This window comes from Paenibacillus sp. OV219, assembly GCF_900110075.1.
In the GTDB taxonomy this organism is placed as follows: Bacteria; Bacillota; Bacilli; order Paenibacillales; family Paenibacillaceae; genus Paenibacillus_Z.
The window spans coordinates 755,338-772,862 of record NZ_FOCJ01000002.1 but is presented as its reverse complement, the minus strand read 5'-3'; the positions used below and the strand labels follow the sequence as shown (position 1 = coordinate 772,862).

Here is a 17,525-nt window from a genome sequence, read left to right as displayed (position 1 = left end):
CTTGGTGAGCCGTTACCCCACCAACTAGCTAATGCACCGCAGGCCCATCTGTAAGTGACAGCTTGCACCGTCTTTCCCAACTCAGCCATGCAGCTGAATTGTATATCCGGTATTAGCATCCGTTTCCGAATGTTATCCCGATCTTACAGGCAGGTTGCCTACGTGTTACTCACCCGTCCGCCGCTAACCTTGTCCCGAAGGACAAGATCCGCTCGACTTGCATGTATTAGGCACGCCGCCAGCGTTCGTCCTGAGCCAGGATCAAACTCTCCATAATAGGCGAAATGGCGAAGCCATTTGCGCCAAATGAATTTGCTTGTTAGCTCATTCAAAAAACTAGCTCGTCAGAAACACTTTCACCAGATGGCGATCGTCGTTTCGACGTATTTTATGACCTTTTGACAGGTCGCTCATTGTTCAGTTTTCAAGGAACAAACTTACTTTTTTCTCGTCCCAGCCTCGCGACCGGAATTAGAATATATCATATATCGAAATTCAATTGCAAGCTTTATTTTTCAACTTGTTTTTCGTTTCGACCACCGTGCTTGGCTTACCTCTCAGCGGCGGAATGTTAGATTAACATGGTATCAACGTACTAGTCCAGTGTTAAAATATTCCTGTTCATATTCACTTCCCTTATAAAGATATTGTGGCGTCCACAAGCCTACCCTACTCTACTTTCTAATCACAACAAATGAAAAGCTGCCCGAGTTAACTCGGACAGCTTTCTAACGGTGTTCGATCGATGAGAGTTACATACAGCAGCATTGTCATCACATTAGATGTAAGTCAACAATTGATCGGCATTTTGTCTCATATCTTCTGTGCGTTCTCTAAAAGCGCAGTATGCGATATTGTCAAGCCCAATGTGGATGAGACAGCAGAGTAGGCGTTCCTTCATCTGTGCAGGCGGGCCACCGCGCTTTTCCCAGTGTTGATCGAGTATCTCCTGCAGGTCAATACCATGCCATTGCGGAAACCAAGGCCAACAATAAAGAAACAGAGCATGATCGTAGAGTGGATCACGATAGACCGCATTTCCCCAGTCGAAAACTCCGGCTAGTTTCCCATTGGCCACCAGCACGTTTCGGTTCAAAAGATCGTTATGAACGATTCCTCGGATCTCCGGAAGCTGTGGTGCGAGTTGACGAAGCTTTGCAACACCAGCATCGAAGATACTTGCCTCTCTCGGCGAAGTGTCTAACCGATCGCGCCAGCCGGCAAGCCTGTCTCTAGGCTCAGCCACCGACAATAGCTCTGCTGCCCAGCTCGGACCAGTTCCTTCCGGACGCCAAAGTCCAATTTCCTGTGTGCTAGTGAGATCTAGCTCCTGAAGCTCGAAGAGCGCATCGAACAACTGTGGAAGGACAATTCGTATTTCCGATTCATCAAGCTCATCGAGATGCTTTTCTCCTTGAATACGTTCAGATATGGCAAAAAATCCATTCTCCGTCTCACCAACCTCTACAACCTTTGGAATCGGCATCGTGTCCATAGAAAATGCCCCCATTACACGATCCTTCTCGAAATCACCCACATATGCGCCGAAACGAATAACCATTTCACGCCCATCGAGCAAGAAGGAATAAGCTCTCGACCAATCACCAGATGCCAGGGACGCAAGATTGAGAGCACGGTCACCGAAGCGATCCTTCACAAAACGATCCGCTGTTTGCTTGAAATCTTCCATAGTGATTCCACCTTATAAGGAATGATAGCTATCTTATGCCTGCCTCCGCCAGTTTCTCGTCCAGCTCCGCCTTTTGGCGTAAATGGTGCCGGCTGTGCATACCAACCATCTCAAACCATTCACTCGCACCCAGCCAGCCAAACCAGCCATGGTGCACCTTGCAAGCCGGATTCACTTCATCTATACAACCTGCCCAGTAGCTCAACTTCTCTAGAACGTGCTCCAGACCAGCTATGATTTCATCCTTGCTCGCAGGATTAGTTGTCGCGTTGGGCAGTTCATCAAGTTTCACACGGATATTGGGCCACTCTTGTTCGGCAAGCGCTTTCGTACCGTCTGCAGTTTTGCCTACAGACTCTTCGAGCATTGTCTTAGAGCATGTTTCAATATGCCCGATGTACTCTTTCGCCACTTCGATTACGTGGATGTACATTTGCCCGACCGACCATACGTTTTCTTCACTTTTAAATCGCAGTTGCTCAATAGAGTAGCTGTCCAGATCCCGCTTGTATTGATCAATAGTAACCATATGATTGTTCAACAAACTGATCCTCTCCCCGCGGAATGACCTGACTATTATTACTTGTTGAAATAGTTTCCCTGCTCAAGGTCTGCGATAAGTCCCGATTGTGCGGGCTTCCAGCCAAGCAGTTCCTGCGTCGTTCCACTTGATCTTGGAATGTCGAGCGACGCGACCAGACCTAGAAAACCGAAATAAGCTTCTGCCTCTTCACGTGGGATGCTGACTACCGGGACGTTTAAGTGACGGCCGATGACGCCAGCAATATGATGGAACGGAATACCCTCATCGTGGGCGCCATCCAAACGTGCGCCTGCCGGTGCAGATTCCACTGCATAGCGGAACAAGGTAGCCGCATCTAGACGGTGAATCGCCGGCCAACGGTTGGTTCCGTCTCCAATGTAGGCTGAAGCGCCTCTTTCCCTGGCGATATGGATCAATCTCGGAACAAAACCTTTATCTCCTTCACCATGCACGGAAGGTGCAAGGGAAACGACCGATGACCGCACGCCTCGCTCAGCAAGTGCGAATGCTGCCTCCTCCGATGCATGGCCATTTGCATGAGCGGTAACGACTAGCGGCTTTCCAGAACCTACAAGCCCCTCTCCCATTGCCTCGATGGCGCGAAGATCGGTTGCGAGCGAGCCGGCGAAGTCTGAGAAATCGTGATTAAACGCCAGATGAATGACGCCGTCCGAAGCGGCCGCGCTGCTTCGAAGGCAATCCAGATCTTCTAGAGCTCCTCGCTGAACCTCAGCCCCTAATCTCTGTAATATTTCGGCACCACTCTCTGTACGGGTAAGACCCACAACCTGATGACCTGCATTGATGAGTTCTCGGACAACTGCTGTACCAATATAGCCTGCTGCTCCAGTTATGAATATACGCATTATTTTCTCCTCCTTATATGCATTTGACGAAGTGTTCAGCTCAAGTCTAAACTATGAAGTGAACTCTAAGGCAAGCATTTGAAGGAGCCATTAGGATGAAAATTCAAGAATTAGCTGACAAGATGGGTTTGACTGCTCACACGATACGCTTTTATGAAAAAGAAGGCTTGCTCGACGGCAGACATATTCAGAGAGAGAAGAATAATTACCGCAACTACTCAGACGAGGCCATCGAGCGTTTGAAGCTGATCAAGAAGTTTCAAGGCATCGGCTGTTCGCTGGCTGAGCTGAAGACGATATTGCAAGAGCATGATTCGAATGCCCGTACCAATCATGAAATAATGGAATGGATTTACAAGAAAATAGACGAGATCGAGCGTAAGAAAGATGAGTACGATCAGATGCTTCTGACGCTCAACTGGATGCTTGAATATAGAAAGACTTTAATAGAGAATCCACAGAAAGCTCAGGCTATGCTAGCGGCAGTATATCGTCCAGACCCCTCTAATTGAATCCCCCGGTTGAATGGAGCACTTGGCCTGTAATCCACTCGGCATCATCGGAGGCTAAGAACGCGACTAAACGAGCAGCATCCTTGGGCAACCCTACTCTACCAGAAAGAAATTGATTCGAAAGCTGCAATCGAAGTTCATCGGTCATCCATCCCGTGTCCGTTGGACCCGGATTTACTGCATTCACTGTAATTCCTTTAGAGCCAACTTCAGCTGCAAAAGTGCGTGTGAATGAATCTACCGCTCCTTTTGTCGTGGCATAAGAAATTTCACCGACCATTGGGCCAAGTGACTGGCCAGATGTCATGTTGATGATTCGGCCACCGAACTGCTTACTAAATCTTTTGGCGAATTCCACACTAAGTAAAACTACAGCCCTGACATTAATTGCATAGTGGGCATCTAGAGACGCAGAAGTAATCGTAGTTAGATCATCATTTACCGAGTAGCAAGCATTGTTTACAAGAATGGAAGGCTCACCCAGCCTCTGATTGACACGATTCAATAATTCTACCATGTTTTCTGATAAGGATAAATCTAATTTGAGGTGTTCACAGCGAACGCCCATAGAGCGTATTTCCTCTTGAAGCTGCTCTGATTCTACTTGATTACTGCCCCAAGGCATCTGTTGATCGTAGTTATCCCAATGTGTAAAAAACACATCTGCACCTTGAAATGCCAACTCTTTGCACACTGCCGCTCCGATTCCTGCTCTACGACTTGCACCTGTAACAATCGCGATTCGACCCGTTAATTTGCCGGTTGTATGACTCATGAGTATTTATTCACACCATCCTTTAATTAAGATAAGCGTTTATCGGCTGGAACGATGAGAGTGTATGATGTAGGTTTAAAAAAACGATTTTGTCTTAATCTGATTGTATTACCCTGTTTGGCCATATGCAATTAATAAATAGACCACATCAAATAACGATGTGGTCTGTAAAAGTTCATATTTAAGATTGCGCATACTGCTGTTGGAATCTCGCGATCGACTCATACTCGGTTTCGAGCTGGCGCGCCAGTCGGATATAGATCGGCAGAAGCTGATGATAGATTTCTGCATTTGCCCCAATCGGATGATGTACATGCGTTGCGCCGACCATCTTCGAGACGACATTCAGGGAGTCGACTCTGCCAGTCGCATAGAGACCGAGTACGACAGCGCCGAGACATGAGCTCTCGAAGCTCTCCGGCACGACGACTTCTTGGTCGAAAATATCCGCCATCATTTGACGCCAGAGCTGCGACCTTGCGAAGCCTCCCGTCGCTTGGATTTTGGTCGGACGTCCTATGTTCTCCTCCATGGCGAGCAACACCGTGTACAGGTTGAAAATAACGCCTTCTAGCACGGCGCGAATCAGATGTTCTTTGCGATGGTGCATCGTGAGCCCGAAGAACGAACCTCTTGCATTAGAGTTCCAGAGCGGCGCCCGTTCACCAGTCATATACGGATGGAATAGAAGTCCGTCTGCGCCAGGTCTCACTTGCGAAGCGATCTCCATGAGCAGATCGTAAGCGTCTATGCCAAGTCGCTTCGCAGTCTCCACTTCGGCAGCCGCAAACTCATCCCGAGCCCACCGCAGCAGCATACCGCCGTTGTTAACGGCACCGCCGATGACCCACAATTTATCTGTTAAGGCATAGCAGAAGGTGCGCCCCTCCGGGTCGGTCATCGGCTTGTCCACTACCGTCCGAATTGCTCCGCTCGTGCCGATCGTCGCTGCAACGACGCCTGGTTCAATAGCGTTCACACCAAGATTAGAGAGTACGCCGTCACTTGCGCCGACGATGAATGGTGTCGATATGTCAAGACCGATCTCCTCGGCGAATACGGCGTTCATTCCTTGCAATGCATGTGTCGTCGGTACCGGCTGCGATAGCCGATCACGCGTCACGCCTGCGAGTGCTAGTGCCTCTTCGTCCCAATCGAGCTTAGTGAGATTGAACATGCCTGTCGCCGATGCGAGCGAATAATCGATAACATACTCGCCGAACAGTCGAGCAAATACATATTCCTTGATCGAAATAAACTTGCTTGCCCGATTAAATAAAGATTCCATATCATTGCGAAGCCACATGAGCTTCGGCAGTGGCGACATCGGGTGGATCGGCGTTCCGGTCCGCAGATAAATGTGATGGCCCCCGAATTCATCCTTCAGCCGCTCGGACCAAGCCGCGCTCCGGTTATCTCCCCATGTGATGCAGCGTGTCAACGGCTTACCTTCTGTATCGACAGCAATGACGCTATGCATCGCCGAGCTAAACGAGACAAACATAATTTGATTGGTACTCGCGCCGCTCTTCGCGATCACATTCTTTAGCGTATGGATGACGGCGTGGAAAATTTGATCGGGATCCTGCTCGGCGATAGACGCTGTTGGCGTAAACAGCGGATAACCCTCATCGGCCTTCGCGACAACGGTACCGTTCTCCTCGAACAGCACGGACTTCGTGCTCGTTGTCCCGATATCAACTCCGATCATATACATAGGTTGACTCAAGTGAATGAACCTTCTTTCCGGTGAATTGCTGCTTTCCAAGGGTAGCTTACATTAAACAACAACACTAAGAAGCAGTATAAGTATCAAGCCGACGACAGAAAGAATCGTCTCCATTACCGTCCACGATTTCAACGTCTGCGGAACGGACATATTGAAGAACTCTTTAACCATCCAGAATCCAGCGTCATTGACATGCGACAGGATTAGCGATCCTGCGCCGGTCGCGAGCACGACAAGCTCGACATTCGCATCAGGCGTCTGGCCGAGAATCGGCGCAATAATGCCCGCCGCCGTGGTCATAGCGATCGTTGCCGAGCCAGTTGCTACGCGAATAAGCGCTGCAATGAACCAAGCGAAGAAGATAATGTTCACATGCGCCGATGTTGCAATTGCCGCAATGGCATCGCCGACGCCGCTCGTGATGAGCACTTGCTTGAACGCCCCACCTGCACCGATGATCAGAATAATGGTAGCAGTTGGCGCCAAGCAGTCGCTGGCGAAGCGCGACACTTCCTCTTTCGTGAACCCCCGAGCGAATCCAAGCGAGTAGAACGAGAACACGACGGCAATAAGCAAGGCAATCACTTCATGTCCGATAAATTCGCAGAACACCGTCCAACTGCTTGTTGCGAGCGGGTCGATAATATTAGCAACGGAACCAATCAGCATAAGAATAACTGGGAGCAAAATTGTAAATAGCGTAATGCCGAAGCCTGGCAGAATGCGCTCATCTGAAGTCGCAAATTGCTCAACTAGTTTCGTTGGCGGCTCAACCTCGATCTTACTGCCGATCAGCTTTCCGAATAACGGGCCAGCCAAAATTGCGGTAGGAAGACCTACGATAAGCGAGTAAAGAATCGTTTTGCCGATATCTGCCCCGTAAGCGCCAATTGCAATCATCGGTGCAGGATGCGGCGGCACCAGTCCGTGTACGGTGGACAGACCAGCCAACACTGGAATGCCGATTTGCAGGAGCGGCATCTTCGTTTTCTTGGCGACAATAAATACGATCGGGATAAGCAAAATAACGCCGACCTCGAAGAAAACCGGGATACCGACGATAAAGCCGACAATCAACATCGCCCAATGAACGCGCCGTTCGCCGAATATGCGAATCATCGTATTGGCAATCCTTTCAGCCCCGCCGGACTCAGCCATCATTTTCCCGAGCATCGTACCGAGACCGATAACAATCGCGATCGTGCCAAGCGTGCCGCCAAGCCCGCCTGTCACCGCTTTGATGTTGTCTGCCGGCTTCATGCCTGCAAGAAAACCGAGCAGCAGCGCGGAAATAAGCAGCGTGACGAATGGATTCCACTTGAATTTTGCAATAAGCGTTACAAGAAAGGCGATCGACACGAGCGCCCATATAATTAATGTCACATTATGACTGAGTCCAAAAATACTGCTCATCATAAACCTCCTGTAAATTCTGGTTGTTCGTTTCGTATGGTTCGACTAGTGCGAAGCGATTATTCCAATGTTGCCAGAATTCGTAACTCGCCTTTGCTGTATACTTGTCGACAAGTTAAGCTGTGCGCTTACGGAAAGCGCTTGATTACTGCTAGGTAATGCTGCTATGCAAAGTCTGATTCGAATCGGCGAAGTAATTCTCGACCACCTTCTGAATCTCAACGGGGTCTTTCGTTTCGATAGCCCGCACGAGCGTCCGATGCTTCTCGATGACGGTGTGAAGCTTCTCTTCCCCTTGCGAAAATATTTCATCCGTCGTAATAAGCATTACCGTGAGCACGATATTTCGGATGCTTTTCCATAGATGAAGAATACGAGCATGCTTCGCTCCGACGATCATCGCCTCATGGAAGGTATAATCGAGATGCGAGAACTCTACACTATCGTTGTACTTTACGGCGAGCTCCATTCTGTCGATTAATTGTTTGAGATGGATGATCACCGGCTCATGTCCGCCTTCTCCCAATCGTTTCTGGGCAAAGCTCTCGATCAAATAGCGGACATCGTACAGCTCCTCGAGATCCTTCATGCTAAGTCCGAGCACGATGGCGCCCATCCGTTCCAGACGGATTAGCCCTTCGTTGGACAACGTTTTCAACGCTTCGCGGACCGGAGAGCGGCTCGTGCCGAAATCGGCGGCAACCCGATTCTCCGAAATCACTTCCCCTTGTTTGATCGTTCCCCGAATAATTTGCAACCTTAATTCACAAGCAATGGAATCACCACGAGAAACACCAGCAAGCCAAGCGGAAGGATAACGCATCTCTAATTCAACTCTCCTACATAGATCAAATTTGAATGATTGCACGATAAATACAGCATTATCGATTTTATCACAGATTCGTGATTTGATACTATGTTTCCAACTTACGAACGGACAACAGCGTGTCCACCGAATTCATTACGCAGTGCGGCAACGACCTTGCCATGGAACGTATCTGTTTCTAGCGAACGGTAACGCATCAGCAGCGACAGCGCAATAATCGGTGTGCTCGCTTCGAGATCCAGCGCTGTTTCGACTGTCCATTTGCCTTCGCCCGAGCTCTGCATGACGCCGCGGATGCCATCCAGCTGCGGGTCTTTCGAGAACGCGTTCTCCGTTAGCTCCATGAGCCAGCTCCGAATGACCGAGCCATTCGACCAAACACGAGCAACATCTTCATAATTGTAGTCAAAATCGCTCTTCGACAGCACTTCGAAGCCTTCAGCGATCGCTTGCATCATACCGTACTCGATCCCGTTGTGGATCATTTTCAGAAAATGACCGCTTCCGTTCTTGCCTGCATACAGATAACCTTTGTCTACCGCGATTGCCTGGAACAGCGGCTCAATAACGCCGAATGTCTCCCGATTGCCTCCGACCATGAAACAAGCACCTTGAGCAGCACCTTCCGTCCCACCTGATGTGCCGACATCGAAGAAATGAATGCCTTGCTCGCTCAGTCGCTCCGCACGCGAGATCGATTCTTTATAATGGGAATTGCCTCCGTCAATAACAATATCCCCTTTTGCGAGCAATGGTGCCAATCGGTCAATGACTTGATCAACAATCTTTCCTGCGGGAACCATCAACCACACGACTCGCGGCGTCGGCAGCTTTGCAGCCACTTCCTCAATCGTCGCGGTAAACTCAGCGCCAAGCTTAGCAAGCTGCTGTCCCGGTTCTGGATTTACATCGTTAACGACAACATCATGTCCGTTTTGGAGCAAATTTTGCACCAAATTATATCCCATTTTACCGAGACCGATCATGCCAATTTTCATCATATTCACCTCTATATGAGTCTACAAGTATACTTGTATACAACTTTACTTGCTCATCAATTTTACTGCTTCGAGGCGTTTCTGTAAATATTGAATTTTCGCCATCTTTTCGTCTCGTTTCATCATCATTATTTGTCCACCTTGAAACTCGGCACCTCCTTGAGCTATCGTCTCCGTTAATCCGTTACTGCTGAACCTCAACTACGGTTACGGAGGGGACGTCCTGGATTAGAGGCAGAATCTTCTCGATCTCAAAATGAATAGGCAGTTTAATCGTAATGTCCAAAATAAGTTCAGAAGGCTCTTTCAGCTTCTCCGTATGGAAATGTAAAATCGTTATCTGTCTTTCTTTGAGAAAATCCAAAATATGCGTAATTACATCAGGCTCATTATTCAAACGGATTGTTAGCTGTTCTGTCTTTGGAGCTTCTAGCCAGTTTACCTTGCTATGCAGCAGCTTTTGCGCAAACAGAATCACAACTGTCGTACCTATGCCCACTATATAAAGATCAGCGCCAATAGCCATGCCGATACCAGCAGTCAACCATACCCCAGCAGCCGTTGTCAGTCCCTTGACAGTCTGCCGTTGCATGAAGATCATTCCTGCCCCAAGAAAACCAACTCCGCTGACCACTTGAGCTGCAATTCGCGACGGATCAAGTGCTATGCCGCTTTTTCCTGTCATGTCTCCAAAGCCGTATTGGGAAATCAACATCATTAGTGCCGCTCCAGCGGCGACAACAAAGTGGGTTCTAATACCCGCTTCTTTCATTCTATTCTTTCGTTCATACCCGATAAGCGCACCGCAAAGACCTGCTAAGACGATACGTAATAAGAAACCATACTCCACCCTTAATCCTCCTTCACGCTGCTCCCCCAGTTAGCTGATTGCTTAACATAATGAAGCCACCGATTGTACCGGCAGCTTCGTCATTGGTGTGTATTTATCTGTTGTCTCCTGTTAGGTAAGGACTCGTTATTCAATGACATAGTCGTTGACATGTTGGTTTCTTACGACTACTTTATTTCCAATCGAAGCTGCATCTTTGATTCTTTGAACTGTAAAATTAGACATAGGTATAGGCAGGTTATTCAAATCAAAATAACTATAGCTTGGCCCTCTCCTTATCATTAACCAATCATATTTTATATGAACACAACAGCTGGTTAGTTTTGGTCATATTGTTCTAATGATTCTATCAACTGTTCTAAATCCATATCTTGCATCGAATGAAGTCGAATGTGATAACGATCGAAAGTTAAATCCTTTGTTACAGCCAACATTTATTGTCAGGACAAAGCCTGTGATTCTCTTATCTGCTCTTCGAGTCACATTATAAGTCATACCAATTTCATCGTACGTCGCTAATTTCTGCTCTTCTCTGCTCAAAGCTCAGCTCACCTCAACCACTTGTCTTCTCGCTTTTCATTTTTTTTAGAATGATCCATTCGATAATTACGAAATTCAGCAATAGTCCGACCCAAATATTCACATTCAACGCTTCTTCAACCATTCGCGTTCTTCCTCCAGGGATGGAGAATCCACTTAATATGTAATATGAAAGGAGCAGCAACGGCATGAGTAACCTTGCGCTTACAGCGACAAGCGTAATTCCGAAGCTGCGCATCATCCATATGCGATGTTCTGGAAAGCGTCCTTTTACAGCTGCCCGGTAACCGTTCCAACAGGTGACAAGCCATACAATCGTTAATGTCAAGAATGCCAATGATTTCGTGAAATCTTCCATATAAAATATTATCGGCAAAGCCAACAAACCACTAATAAAGACACTGATTACATATCCTCTTCCCAAATAACGATGTGTCTGAGGATGCTGAACACGAATACGCGTCACAAATTGCAAAAATCCTGTTATTAATGCTATAAAAGCAAACAGAATATGCGTCAATAAGAGCGGAAATTGGATGGTATTCGATGTAATCGTAATTCTAGATTTCGCAGGATCCAAGTTTAAGTACGGCAGGACAAATGGGATCATTACCCCGAGCGAGACGATAAATAATATCCACCAGCTTCTCTTTTGCTTCATCTCTCGTTTTTGCACCTCACAATTGCAGCTGCACATGTGTTACCCTTTGTAATTCCATATCGATACTCCATGTTTTTGCTCCTTTAGTACAGATGTTTTTGTTATACTCCTTCTTTTATTCTAGCGGGTAGGTTTAAACAGACTCTAAATCAAGTCTAAAAAAAGTGTAAAATCGAAGCTGAATGCTAGATTGAAATTGGTCAAAGAAAAACTGCACCTCCAGTAGGTTAGACACTGTCTAACCATTGGGGTGCAGCTCATTTCTAACCGGCTACCTTTACATTTCTACTAAACGATCATCACGCACTCACATAATACTGCGCCTGAGCATTCCACAGTTCAGCGTACTTCCCATCTCTATCAGCCAACAGCTCGTCATGGGATCCGCGTTGAATAAGGCGCCCCTCATGGAACACGACGATGTCGTGGCAGAACCGACAGGATGAGAGCCGGTGGGAGACGAAGATTGCGGTTTTGCCGCCGATTAATTCATTAAATCGGGAATAAATCTCGAACTCCGCAATGGGATCCAGTGCCGCTGTTGGCTCGTCAAGCACGACAAATGGTGCGTTTTTGTACAGAGCCCTAGCCAGAGCCACCTTCTGCGCTTCGCCTCCTGACATATCAACGCCGTCGTCAGAGAAATCCTTGTGCAGGAAGGTACCAAGCCCTTCTTGCATGTTCTTAAGCTTTTCGCCAAACCCAGCCATGATGAGGGATTCCTCTGCCAAATCCGCATCATAGTTCTCGGAGGTAGCCACATTGTGGCCGAGCGAGAATGAAAAGAGTTTAAAATCTTGAAACACGACACTGAAAACGCCCATGTATGCCGAATAGTCGTACTCTCTAATGTCAATGCCGTTTAAAGTAATAACACCCTCCGATGGTTCATAAAGCCGGCATAGAAGCTTAATCATTGTCGTCTTGCCGCTACCATTCAACCCCACAACGGCAAGCCGCTCACCAATATTGAACTTCATGCTAAGATTCTTAATGGCATAGTTGTCAGCGGCGGAATATTTAAACGACACGTCGTGAAACTCAAACTCCAGATCTGCTTGCGGGATTTGTCTGTTGCCATCGCTCTTGCGCATGTTGTCAGGCAGGTCAAGATAGTCGAACACGAGGTTAAGATACTGGTTATTGGTAATAAAGTTCCCCAGAACCGCGACAAGCTTGGCCAGCGCTCCAACAGCTCCATTTGCCGCACCGATATATTGAACCACGCTACCTAACGGATACATGCCATATAACGCCCGAAGGCCGATAAATAGATAAACGCAGCCACCTAGCACGGCGTTTATAGCAGCTGCCAATGCGTTATTCTTGCCGAATAAGTCAAAAACTCTGTACCAGAACTCCGCTCCAACTGATTTATTATAGTGTTCCTCGATTGCTGGCGCTTGTCTATAGAGCCGAATGTCCTTGGCGGCATTCTTGGCCTGCATATATTCGTTAAAAAAATGGATGTAAGTGTTCGACTTCGGATTTTCCTCAAACACCCTTCTCTGAATCCGCTCCTCCCGCTTCTTGAGGATATAGGTAAAGGGAAGGATAAGAAGAATGAGAATGACCAGCAAAACGGTGGCGACTGGAGATGTGATGAATGTCTGCTCATAGGAAGCAGCAGCTGTAAACATTCCGATAAAGAGTGCGATGGACAGTATTAGTTCAAAAAGGGGCTGTAGTAGCTCCGGCAAACTGTAGTGCAAGCGCAGGAGGCCAAGTCCGTTACCGTTAGTCTTAGCTTCAATATCTGCTAAATTCTCATTATTCATCGTATCTTCCACTTGATCGTAATTAAGCTGCATATACCGATGGCCAAGGAAAAAGTAGAATCGTGCCCACAACGTACTGTTTAAGGTCGTAATCCGGCGTGATACTACGGCGTTTATAGCCGATAAAATAAACGCGAGCCCGACTGTAAGCGCGGTATACAGTACAATACGCCCGGTGTCACGGTCGCCTGCCAGCTCGTTAATGATCTGGGCAGACAGGAAGAGCACCATTAACGGCTGCACTGCTTTAATGAAGGATGAGACGACTGTAAGTGGAATGTACTTTGGCGTTAATCGATTTACAATCCCATATCCGCGGCGTAGATTACGCCAAATTGAGCGCTTCTGCATTGTCGGCAACCTCCCCATCCTTATAGTAGTGAGACTGCACGTTAAACATCTCAGCATATTTTCCGCCAATTCTCATGAGCTCGTCGTGCGTACCGATTTCGGCGATGCCGCCGCCGTCAATTAATAGAATTCTGTCGCAGAAACGCGTGCTTGCCAGCCTGTGAGAGATGTATATCGATGTTCTGCCTGCAGTCAGTTCGGCGTAACGCTGATAAATCTCGCTCTCTGCGATAGGATCAAGCGCAGCTGTCGGCTCGTCCAAGATAATAACCGGCGCGTCTTTATACAGAGCGCGCGCAAGCGCCAGCTTCTGCATCTCACCACCTGAAAGCTCGATTGCGTCATTGTGTACGCGGCGTACGAGAAGTGTCGATTCACCTTTATCAAGCCGGCTTACCTTATCCATAAGTCCTGACATCACAAGGCATTTCTTTACCTTCTCGTAGTCTGTCTGATCAGGAGACTGCTGCGATATATTTCCGGCAATATCACTGCAGAAGAGATGGATATCCTGGAACACGGTAGAAAATAGAGAAAAGTAATCGTCCCTGTTATACCGCATAGTGTCGACACCGCCAAGCGTAATCTCACCACTTGTCGGCATATAAAGTCCGCATAAGAGCTTAATCAGCGTCGTCTTGCCAGCCCCATTCGGACCGACAATCGCGATGCGTTCTCCCGGCTTTATATCAAGATTTATACCGTATAGAGTAGGATCCTTGGCCTCCGGATACGTATATCCGAGGTTTCTAAGTGTAATTGAAGGAGGGAGCATGTCACCTGAAGGGAGCTTATGGCCGGCGCCGGTGTTAGAAATATCAGGGACATCAAGATATTCTCGGATATCAGACATCTCACTTAAGGAGCGCATAAGCTCGCTTGAGCTTCTCAATATGCCTGACAACCAACCTGCAAACGCACCAATGGCGGCAAACACGAGCACGAAGTTGCCCAAGCTCATCTTGTTGTTCAACAGCAAGTAAATGAGAAACGCGTACGCGGCACCATCACGTATTAGGCTGAGCACTGCATCCGAAAGCTGAGCTTTCATATCACCTGTCGCGACCTTATGCTCTTTCTCCGTGCTAGACGCGAGTACATTTTGAAAAATACCACCGATTAAGCTGCTTAGACCATATAAGCGTACGTCTTTGCCTCCAGACGGTTCTTTTGACGCTTTCTGGATGTACCACAGCTTGCCCTGAAGCTTGGACCGCTCCTCGCGCGTGTCCTTCTCAATCTTGCGGGCACGAGAGAGCGACATCCAATTGATCCCAGCCGAAATGGCTAGAAAGAGAATAATAAGCGGGTGTACCGTTATAATGATCAACCCATATGTAAGAAAACCTAATACGTTCATTAAAAGCTGTGACATGACACGCGGTATGTTGGAGGCGGGAGAGTGGTTACTTTGCATGGCGCGCCCAGCCTTCTCGCCTAGCTTTGCGTATCTAGGGCTCTCTAGCACCTCGTAGTCCATATTTAGATGCTTGATCATCGCCGTTTGGAGGTGTTTAAATATGCTGATTGTACCTACTGAATCATTGGTGATGAGGTCAGCATAGCTCTTCATGCTGCTCAGTACGGCCAGAAGAAGTGCCATAGCTCCTACCGACAATATAAACTCTCTTGGCGTGACACCTTCTGTAATGTTGTCGATAACAATCTTCGGCATAAGGATACTTACAAAGGGCATACCGACACCAACAAGCACCGCGATGACACAACAAATTAGAGTAAGTGGCCTTGCCCGCCAGTGCACTCGCATGGAATATTTGATGTTAGACCACGCGGAATACGCCGCTCCTTTTTCTGTTGACACTCAAAAACCCCCTTCTAGTAGTTACAGTTTGTAGACTTTGCTGTAAAAATGGTTCATGCGCTTTGTCCGAGCTCAGCATAGCATAGCCTCGATTCTGGACCTATCAAGCATTGGTTGAAATGGTAGGCGACTAGAAATTCAACTGTCAGTAGAATGAGCTGGAATGCCGAACATCAACTATAATCTAGCCTTTATGATAAAGCGCTCCGAATTTGTTCGAATGCCTTTCTCTGTCCGGTTCTCCTCAATGAACTGCTGCAACAGCTTGAAGTCATCTTCGGTTCGTCCGAACTCAGGTATAATTGGAGTATGCTTTAATAAGAAGATCAAATCTTCAGCAGTCTGGTAATACTCCGTTACGCTAATATCCGAAGACTGAATGTCGCTGAACCCCGCATTGCTTAGCTCACTCAGATATTGCTCCTTTAATGTGCCTGCCTTAGTCCCAAACGCCTGTCCTCTTCCGAAGGCTTGCTTCAGATTAGATTTGTCATTTTCACTGACTTGCTGGGTAAAGAATATGCCACCACTGTTAGTTAGAACTCTTGCAACCTCTCTGGTATAAAACTCCGAGTGCCTGCACGAGACGATGTTGAAGAAGTTGTCAGGAAACATCAAGCTCTCCGCTTCCATCTGCAGAAATCGCATATTAGGCAAGCCAGATTTAGCAGCATTTCTAGTTGCAGTCTCGATCATTCCACTAGACTGGTCGATCCCAACCAAGAGCAAGGCAGATTCTGCTGCAATTGATAAAATCGCTTCCCCACCGCCAGTGCCAATATCGAGCAAAATATCCGTTTTCCCGCAGGACCTCTGTACTTCCTGATAGAGCTCCCGCTTCTCTCCTTCAGAGATGCATTTTACGCTGCTGAAATCCCATCCATTGACTGCACCGACTTTATCATAAAATACTTTATAATCAACGAGATTCATTCGTTTCCGCCTCTCTTATAAGCTCCATTATGAATCACAGGTACAACATCGCTCACGTTCAGCTCACTCGCTATGACTACGTCCTGCTCAAAGCCTTTCGCTGCTAGTTCACGACCAGAGGAACATTCATGCATCATATTTTGAATGTCATGTTCGGCATGTTTAAAGGCACTCATCGCAATACTTGCCTCTGGCGATCGCTCCGACTGGTTCAATCGACTAATAATTGCGCCGGCAGCGATCAAATCCTCAATAGCCGGGCGCAAGCTCCCATTACCCCATTGTTCTCCGCATGCAATGACACTCACAGCCTCACTTGGATAATGGAGATTGATAAAATCCGCAACAGCTGCGGCATTTCGCAAACATCCAGCAATTGTAATCACATTAGATTCTTGAGCAGCTACGGTACATACGGAGCCATTCTGGGATGGTAATACAATCCGGGCTTGCGGGGGTAAAGCTAATAATGATTCTGGAGATAGCGACGGAGTTTGCCCACGCTTTCCGGCTAGGATGGCACCAACAGATTCAGCGAACTTGATTGCGGAGTCATCTTTGTATCGATAAGGAAATACTGTCGCCTCTCGTGAAACTGCAACTTCAACACTTGTTGTAAAAGATAATACATCAATAATGACTACGACTCGCGATAAAGGGGCCAATCGACTTACTCCTTCTGCTCCCCATTCAAATCGAACAAGATAGGGAACTTGATGAAATACATCTTCTATCGTAAGCGCCTCCAATTAGTTCATATCGCCAACATAGCAAGGCATTGTTCGATTTCCACTCGCGATTTCAATTAATTGAAGCACTAGTTCTATTGGATAAAATCTTAAGCTGAATAGGTCGTGTACATCTATCCATTCGACTCCGAGTTGGCCTGGATCAGGATGAGGGGCAACTTGTGGGATCACATCGTCTGGATTCATGCGGCAATAGAATATCGGACTGACAATATGTAGCTTGCTATGCGCTTCAGCAATTATATGATTCGCACTAATAAATTCTCTGAGAAATAACAACTCTTGAACTTCTACGTTTATCCCCACTTCTTCATATACTTCACGACGAAGAGCTTGCTCCAGCGTTTCGCCAAACTCTTGTTTGCCGCCAGGGAGGATATAGCATACGTCACCGTCATCTTCTACTTTCTCAATCGTTAGGAGCATATTATTAAGGATAATTACGGCTTGTACACCTACGCTGATCTTCATTGAGGTCTCCCTACTCT

At 47.3% G+C, this 17,525-nt stretch carries 16 protein-coding genes and 1 rRNA gene; 1 reads left to right on the top strand and 16 read right to left on the bottom strand.

Translation table 11 applies throughout. The features are described 5' to 3' along the window. From BMY11_RS09610 to BMY11_RS09595, 4 genes are all read right to left on the bottom strand, one after another. Positions 1 to 277: ribosomal RNA gene (locus tag BMY11_RS09610) — 16S ribosomal RNA — on the bottom strand; the annotation flags it as partial. 501 nt (positions 278 to 778) lie between these two features. Then, positions 779 to 1,690 carry a phosphotransferase family protein gene (locus BMY11_RS09605; protein WP_090574358.1) on the bottom strand — a complete coding sequence of 304 codons (912 nt, stop codon included), beginning with the start codon at positions 1,688 to 1,690 and terminating at the stop codon, positions 779 to 781. A gap of 28 nt (positions 1,691 to 1,718) precedes the next feature. Beyond that, the gene (locus BMY11_RS09600; protein WP_090574357.1) at positions 1,719 to 2,234 is read right to left on the bottom strand and encodes a DinB family protein; all 516 of its coding nucleotides are present in this window, start codon (positions 2,232 to 2,234) and stop codon (positions 1,719 to 1,721) included. A 35-nt stretch (positions 2,235 to 2,269) separates the two neighbouring features. Continuing rightward, the gene (locus BMY11_RS09595; RefSeq protein WP_090574355.1) at positions 2,270 to 3,100 is read right to left on the bottom strand and encodes an SDR family oxidoreductase; all 831 of its coding nucleotides are present in this window, start codon (positions 3,098 to 3,100) and stop codon (positions 2,270 to 2,272) included. A 95-nt stretch (positions 3,101 to 3,195) separates the two neighbouring features. Here BMY11_RS09595 and BMY11_RS09590 point away from each other — a divergent pair, with 95 nt between their 5' ends. Beyond that, complete coding sequence (locus BMY11_RS09590) at positions 3,196 to 3,612, top strand: MerR family transcriptional regulator (RefSeq protein WP_090574353.1); 417 nt, start codon at positions 3,196 to 3,198, stop codon at positions 3,610 to 3,612. Here BMY11_RS09590 and BMY11_RS09585 read toward each other — a convergent pair. The 12 genes from BMY11_RS09585 to BMY11_RS09530 form a co-directional block, all read right to left on the bottom strand. Further along, on the bottom strand, positions 3,605 to 4,387 hold the full coding sequence (locus BMY11_RS09585; protein ID WP_090574351.1) for an SDR family oxidoreductase: 783 nt from the start codon (positions 4,385 to 4,387) through the stop codon (positions 3,605 to 3,607). The two genes, BMY11_RS09590 and BMY11_RS09585, sit on opposite strands and share 8 nt — an antisense overlap. 181 nt (positions 4,388 to 4,568) lie before the next feature. Further along, a complete protein-coding gene (gntK, locus tag BMY11_RS09580; protein WP_177182573.1) occupies positions 4,569 to 6,116 on the bottom strand; it encodes a gluconokinase in 1,548 nt (515 codons plus the stop codon). A 51-nt stretch (positions 6,117 to 6,167) separates the two neighbouring features. Next, a complete protein-coding gene (locus BMY11_RS09575) occupies positions 6,168 to 7,529 on the bottom strand; it encodes a GntP family permease (RefSeq protein ID WP_090574348.1) in 1,362 nt (453 codons plus the stop codon). 151 nt (positions 7,530 to 7,680) lie between these two features. Further along, positions 7,681 to 8,352 (bottom strand): GntR family transcriptional regulator, encoded by a 672-nt coding sequence (locus tag BMY11_RS09570; RefSeq protein ID WP_090574346.1) that lies wholly within the window; start codon positions 8,350 to 8,352, stop codon positions 7,681 to 7,683. 104 nt (positions 8,353 to 8,456) lie between these two features. Beyond that, entirely contained in the window at positions 8,457 to 9,353 is an 897-nt protein-coding gene (gene gnd, locus BMY11_RS09565; protein WP_090574344.1) for a phosphogluconate dehydrogenase (NAD(+)-dependent, decarboxylating), read from the bottom strand. Between the two features lie 184 nt (positions 9,354 to 9,537). Next, positions 9,538 to 10,203 carry an MgtC/SapB family protein gene (locus BMY11_RS09560; protein ID WP_090574342.1) on the bottom strand — a complete coding sequence of 222 codons (666 nt, stop codon included), beginning with the start codon at positions 10,201 to 10,203 and terminating at the stop codon, positions 9,538 to 9,540. A 553-nt stretch (positions 10,204 to 10,756) separates the two neighbouring features. After that, complete coding sequence (locus BMY11_RS09555; RefSeq protein WP_090574340.1) at positions 10,757 to 11,404, bottom strand: DUF2306 domain-containing protein; 648 nt, start codon at positions 11,402 to 11,404, stop codon at positions 10,757 to 10,759. Positions 11,405 to 11,703: 299 nt separating this feature from the next. Beyond that, positions 11,704 to 13,533 (bottom strand): ABC transporter ATP-binding protein, encoded by a 1,830-nt coding sequence (locus tag BMY11_RS09550; RefSeq protein ID WP_177182572.1) that lies wholly within the window; start codon positions 13,531 to 13,533, stop codon positions 11,704 to 11,706. Continuing rightward, complete coding sequence (locus tag BMY11_RS09545; protein ID WP_090574336.1) at positions 13,508 to 15,355, bottom strand: ABC transporter ATP-binding protein; 1,848 nt, start codon at positions 15,353 to 15,355, stop codon at positions 13,508 to 13,510. Before BMY11_RS09545 ends, BMY11_RS09550 begins: the two co-directional genes overlap by 26 nt. Positions 15,356 to 15,532: 177 nt before the next feature. Beyond that, a complete protein-coding gene (locus tag BMY11_RS09540) occupies positions 15,533 to 16,288 on the bottom strand; it encodes a class I SAM-dependent methyltransferase (protein ID WP_090574335.1) in 756 nt (251 codons plus the stop codon). Beyond that, positions 16,285 to 17,037, bottom strand: coding sequence for a 2-phosphosulfolactate phosphatase (locus BMY11_RS09535; RefSeq protein WP_090574333.1), 753 nt, complete (start codon positions 17,035 to 17,037; stop codon positions 16,285 to 16,287). The genes BMY11_RS09540 and BMY11_RS09535 overlap by 4 nt, the downstream gene beginning before the upstream one ends. Beyond that, positions 17,038 to 17,508, bottom strand: a complete 471-nt coding sequence (locus BMY11_RS09530) for an NUDIX domain-containing protein (protein ID WP_090574331.1) — start codon at positions 17,506 to 17,508, stop codon at positions 17,038 to 17,040. Between the last annotated feature and the right edge of the window lie 17 nt (positions 17,509 to 17,525).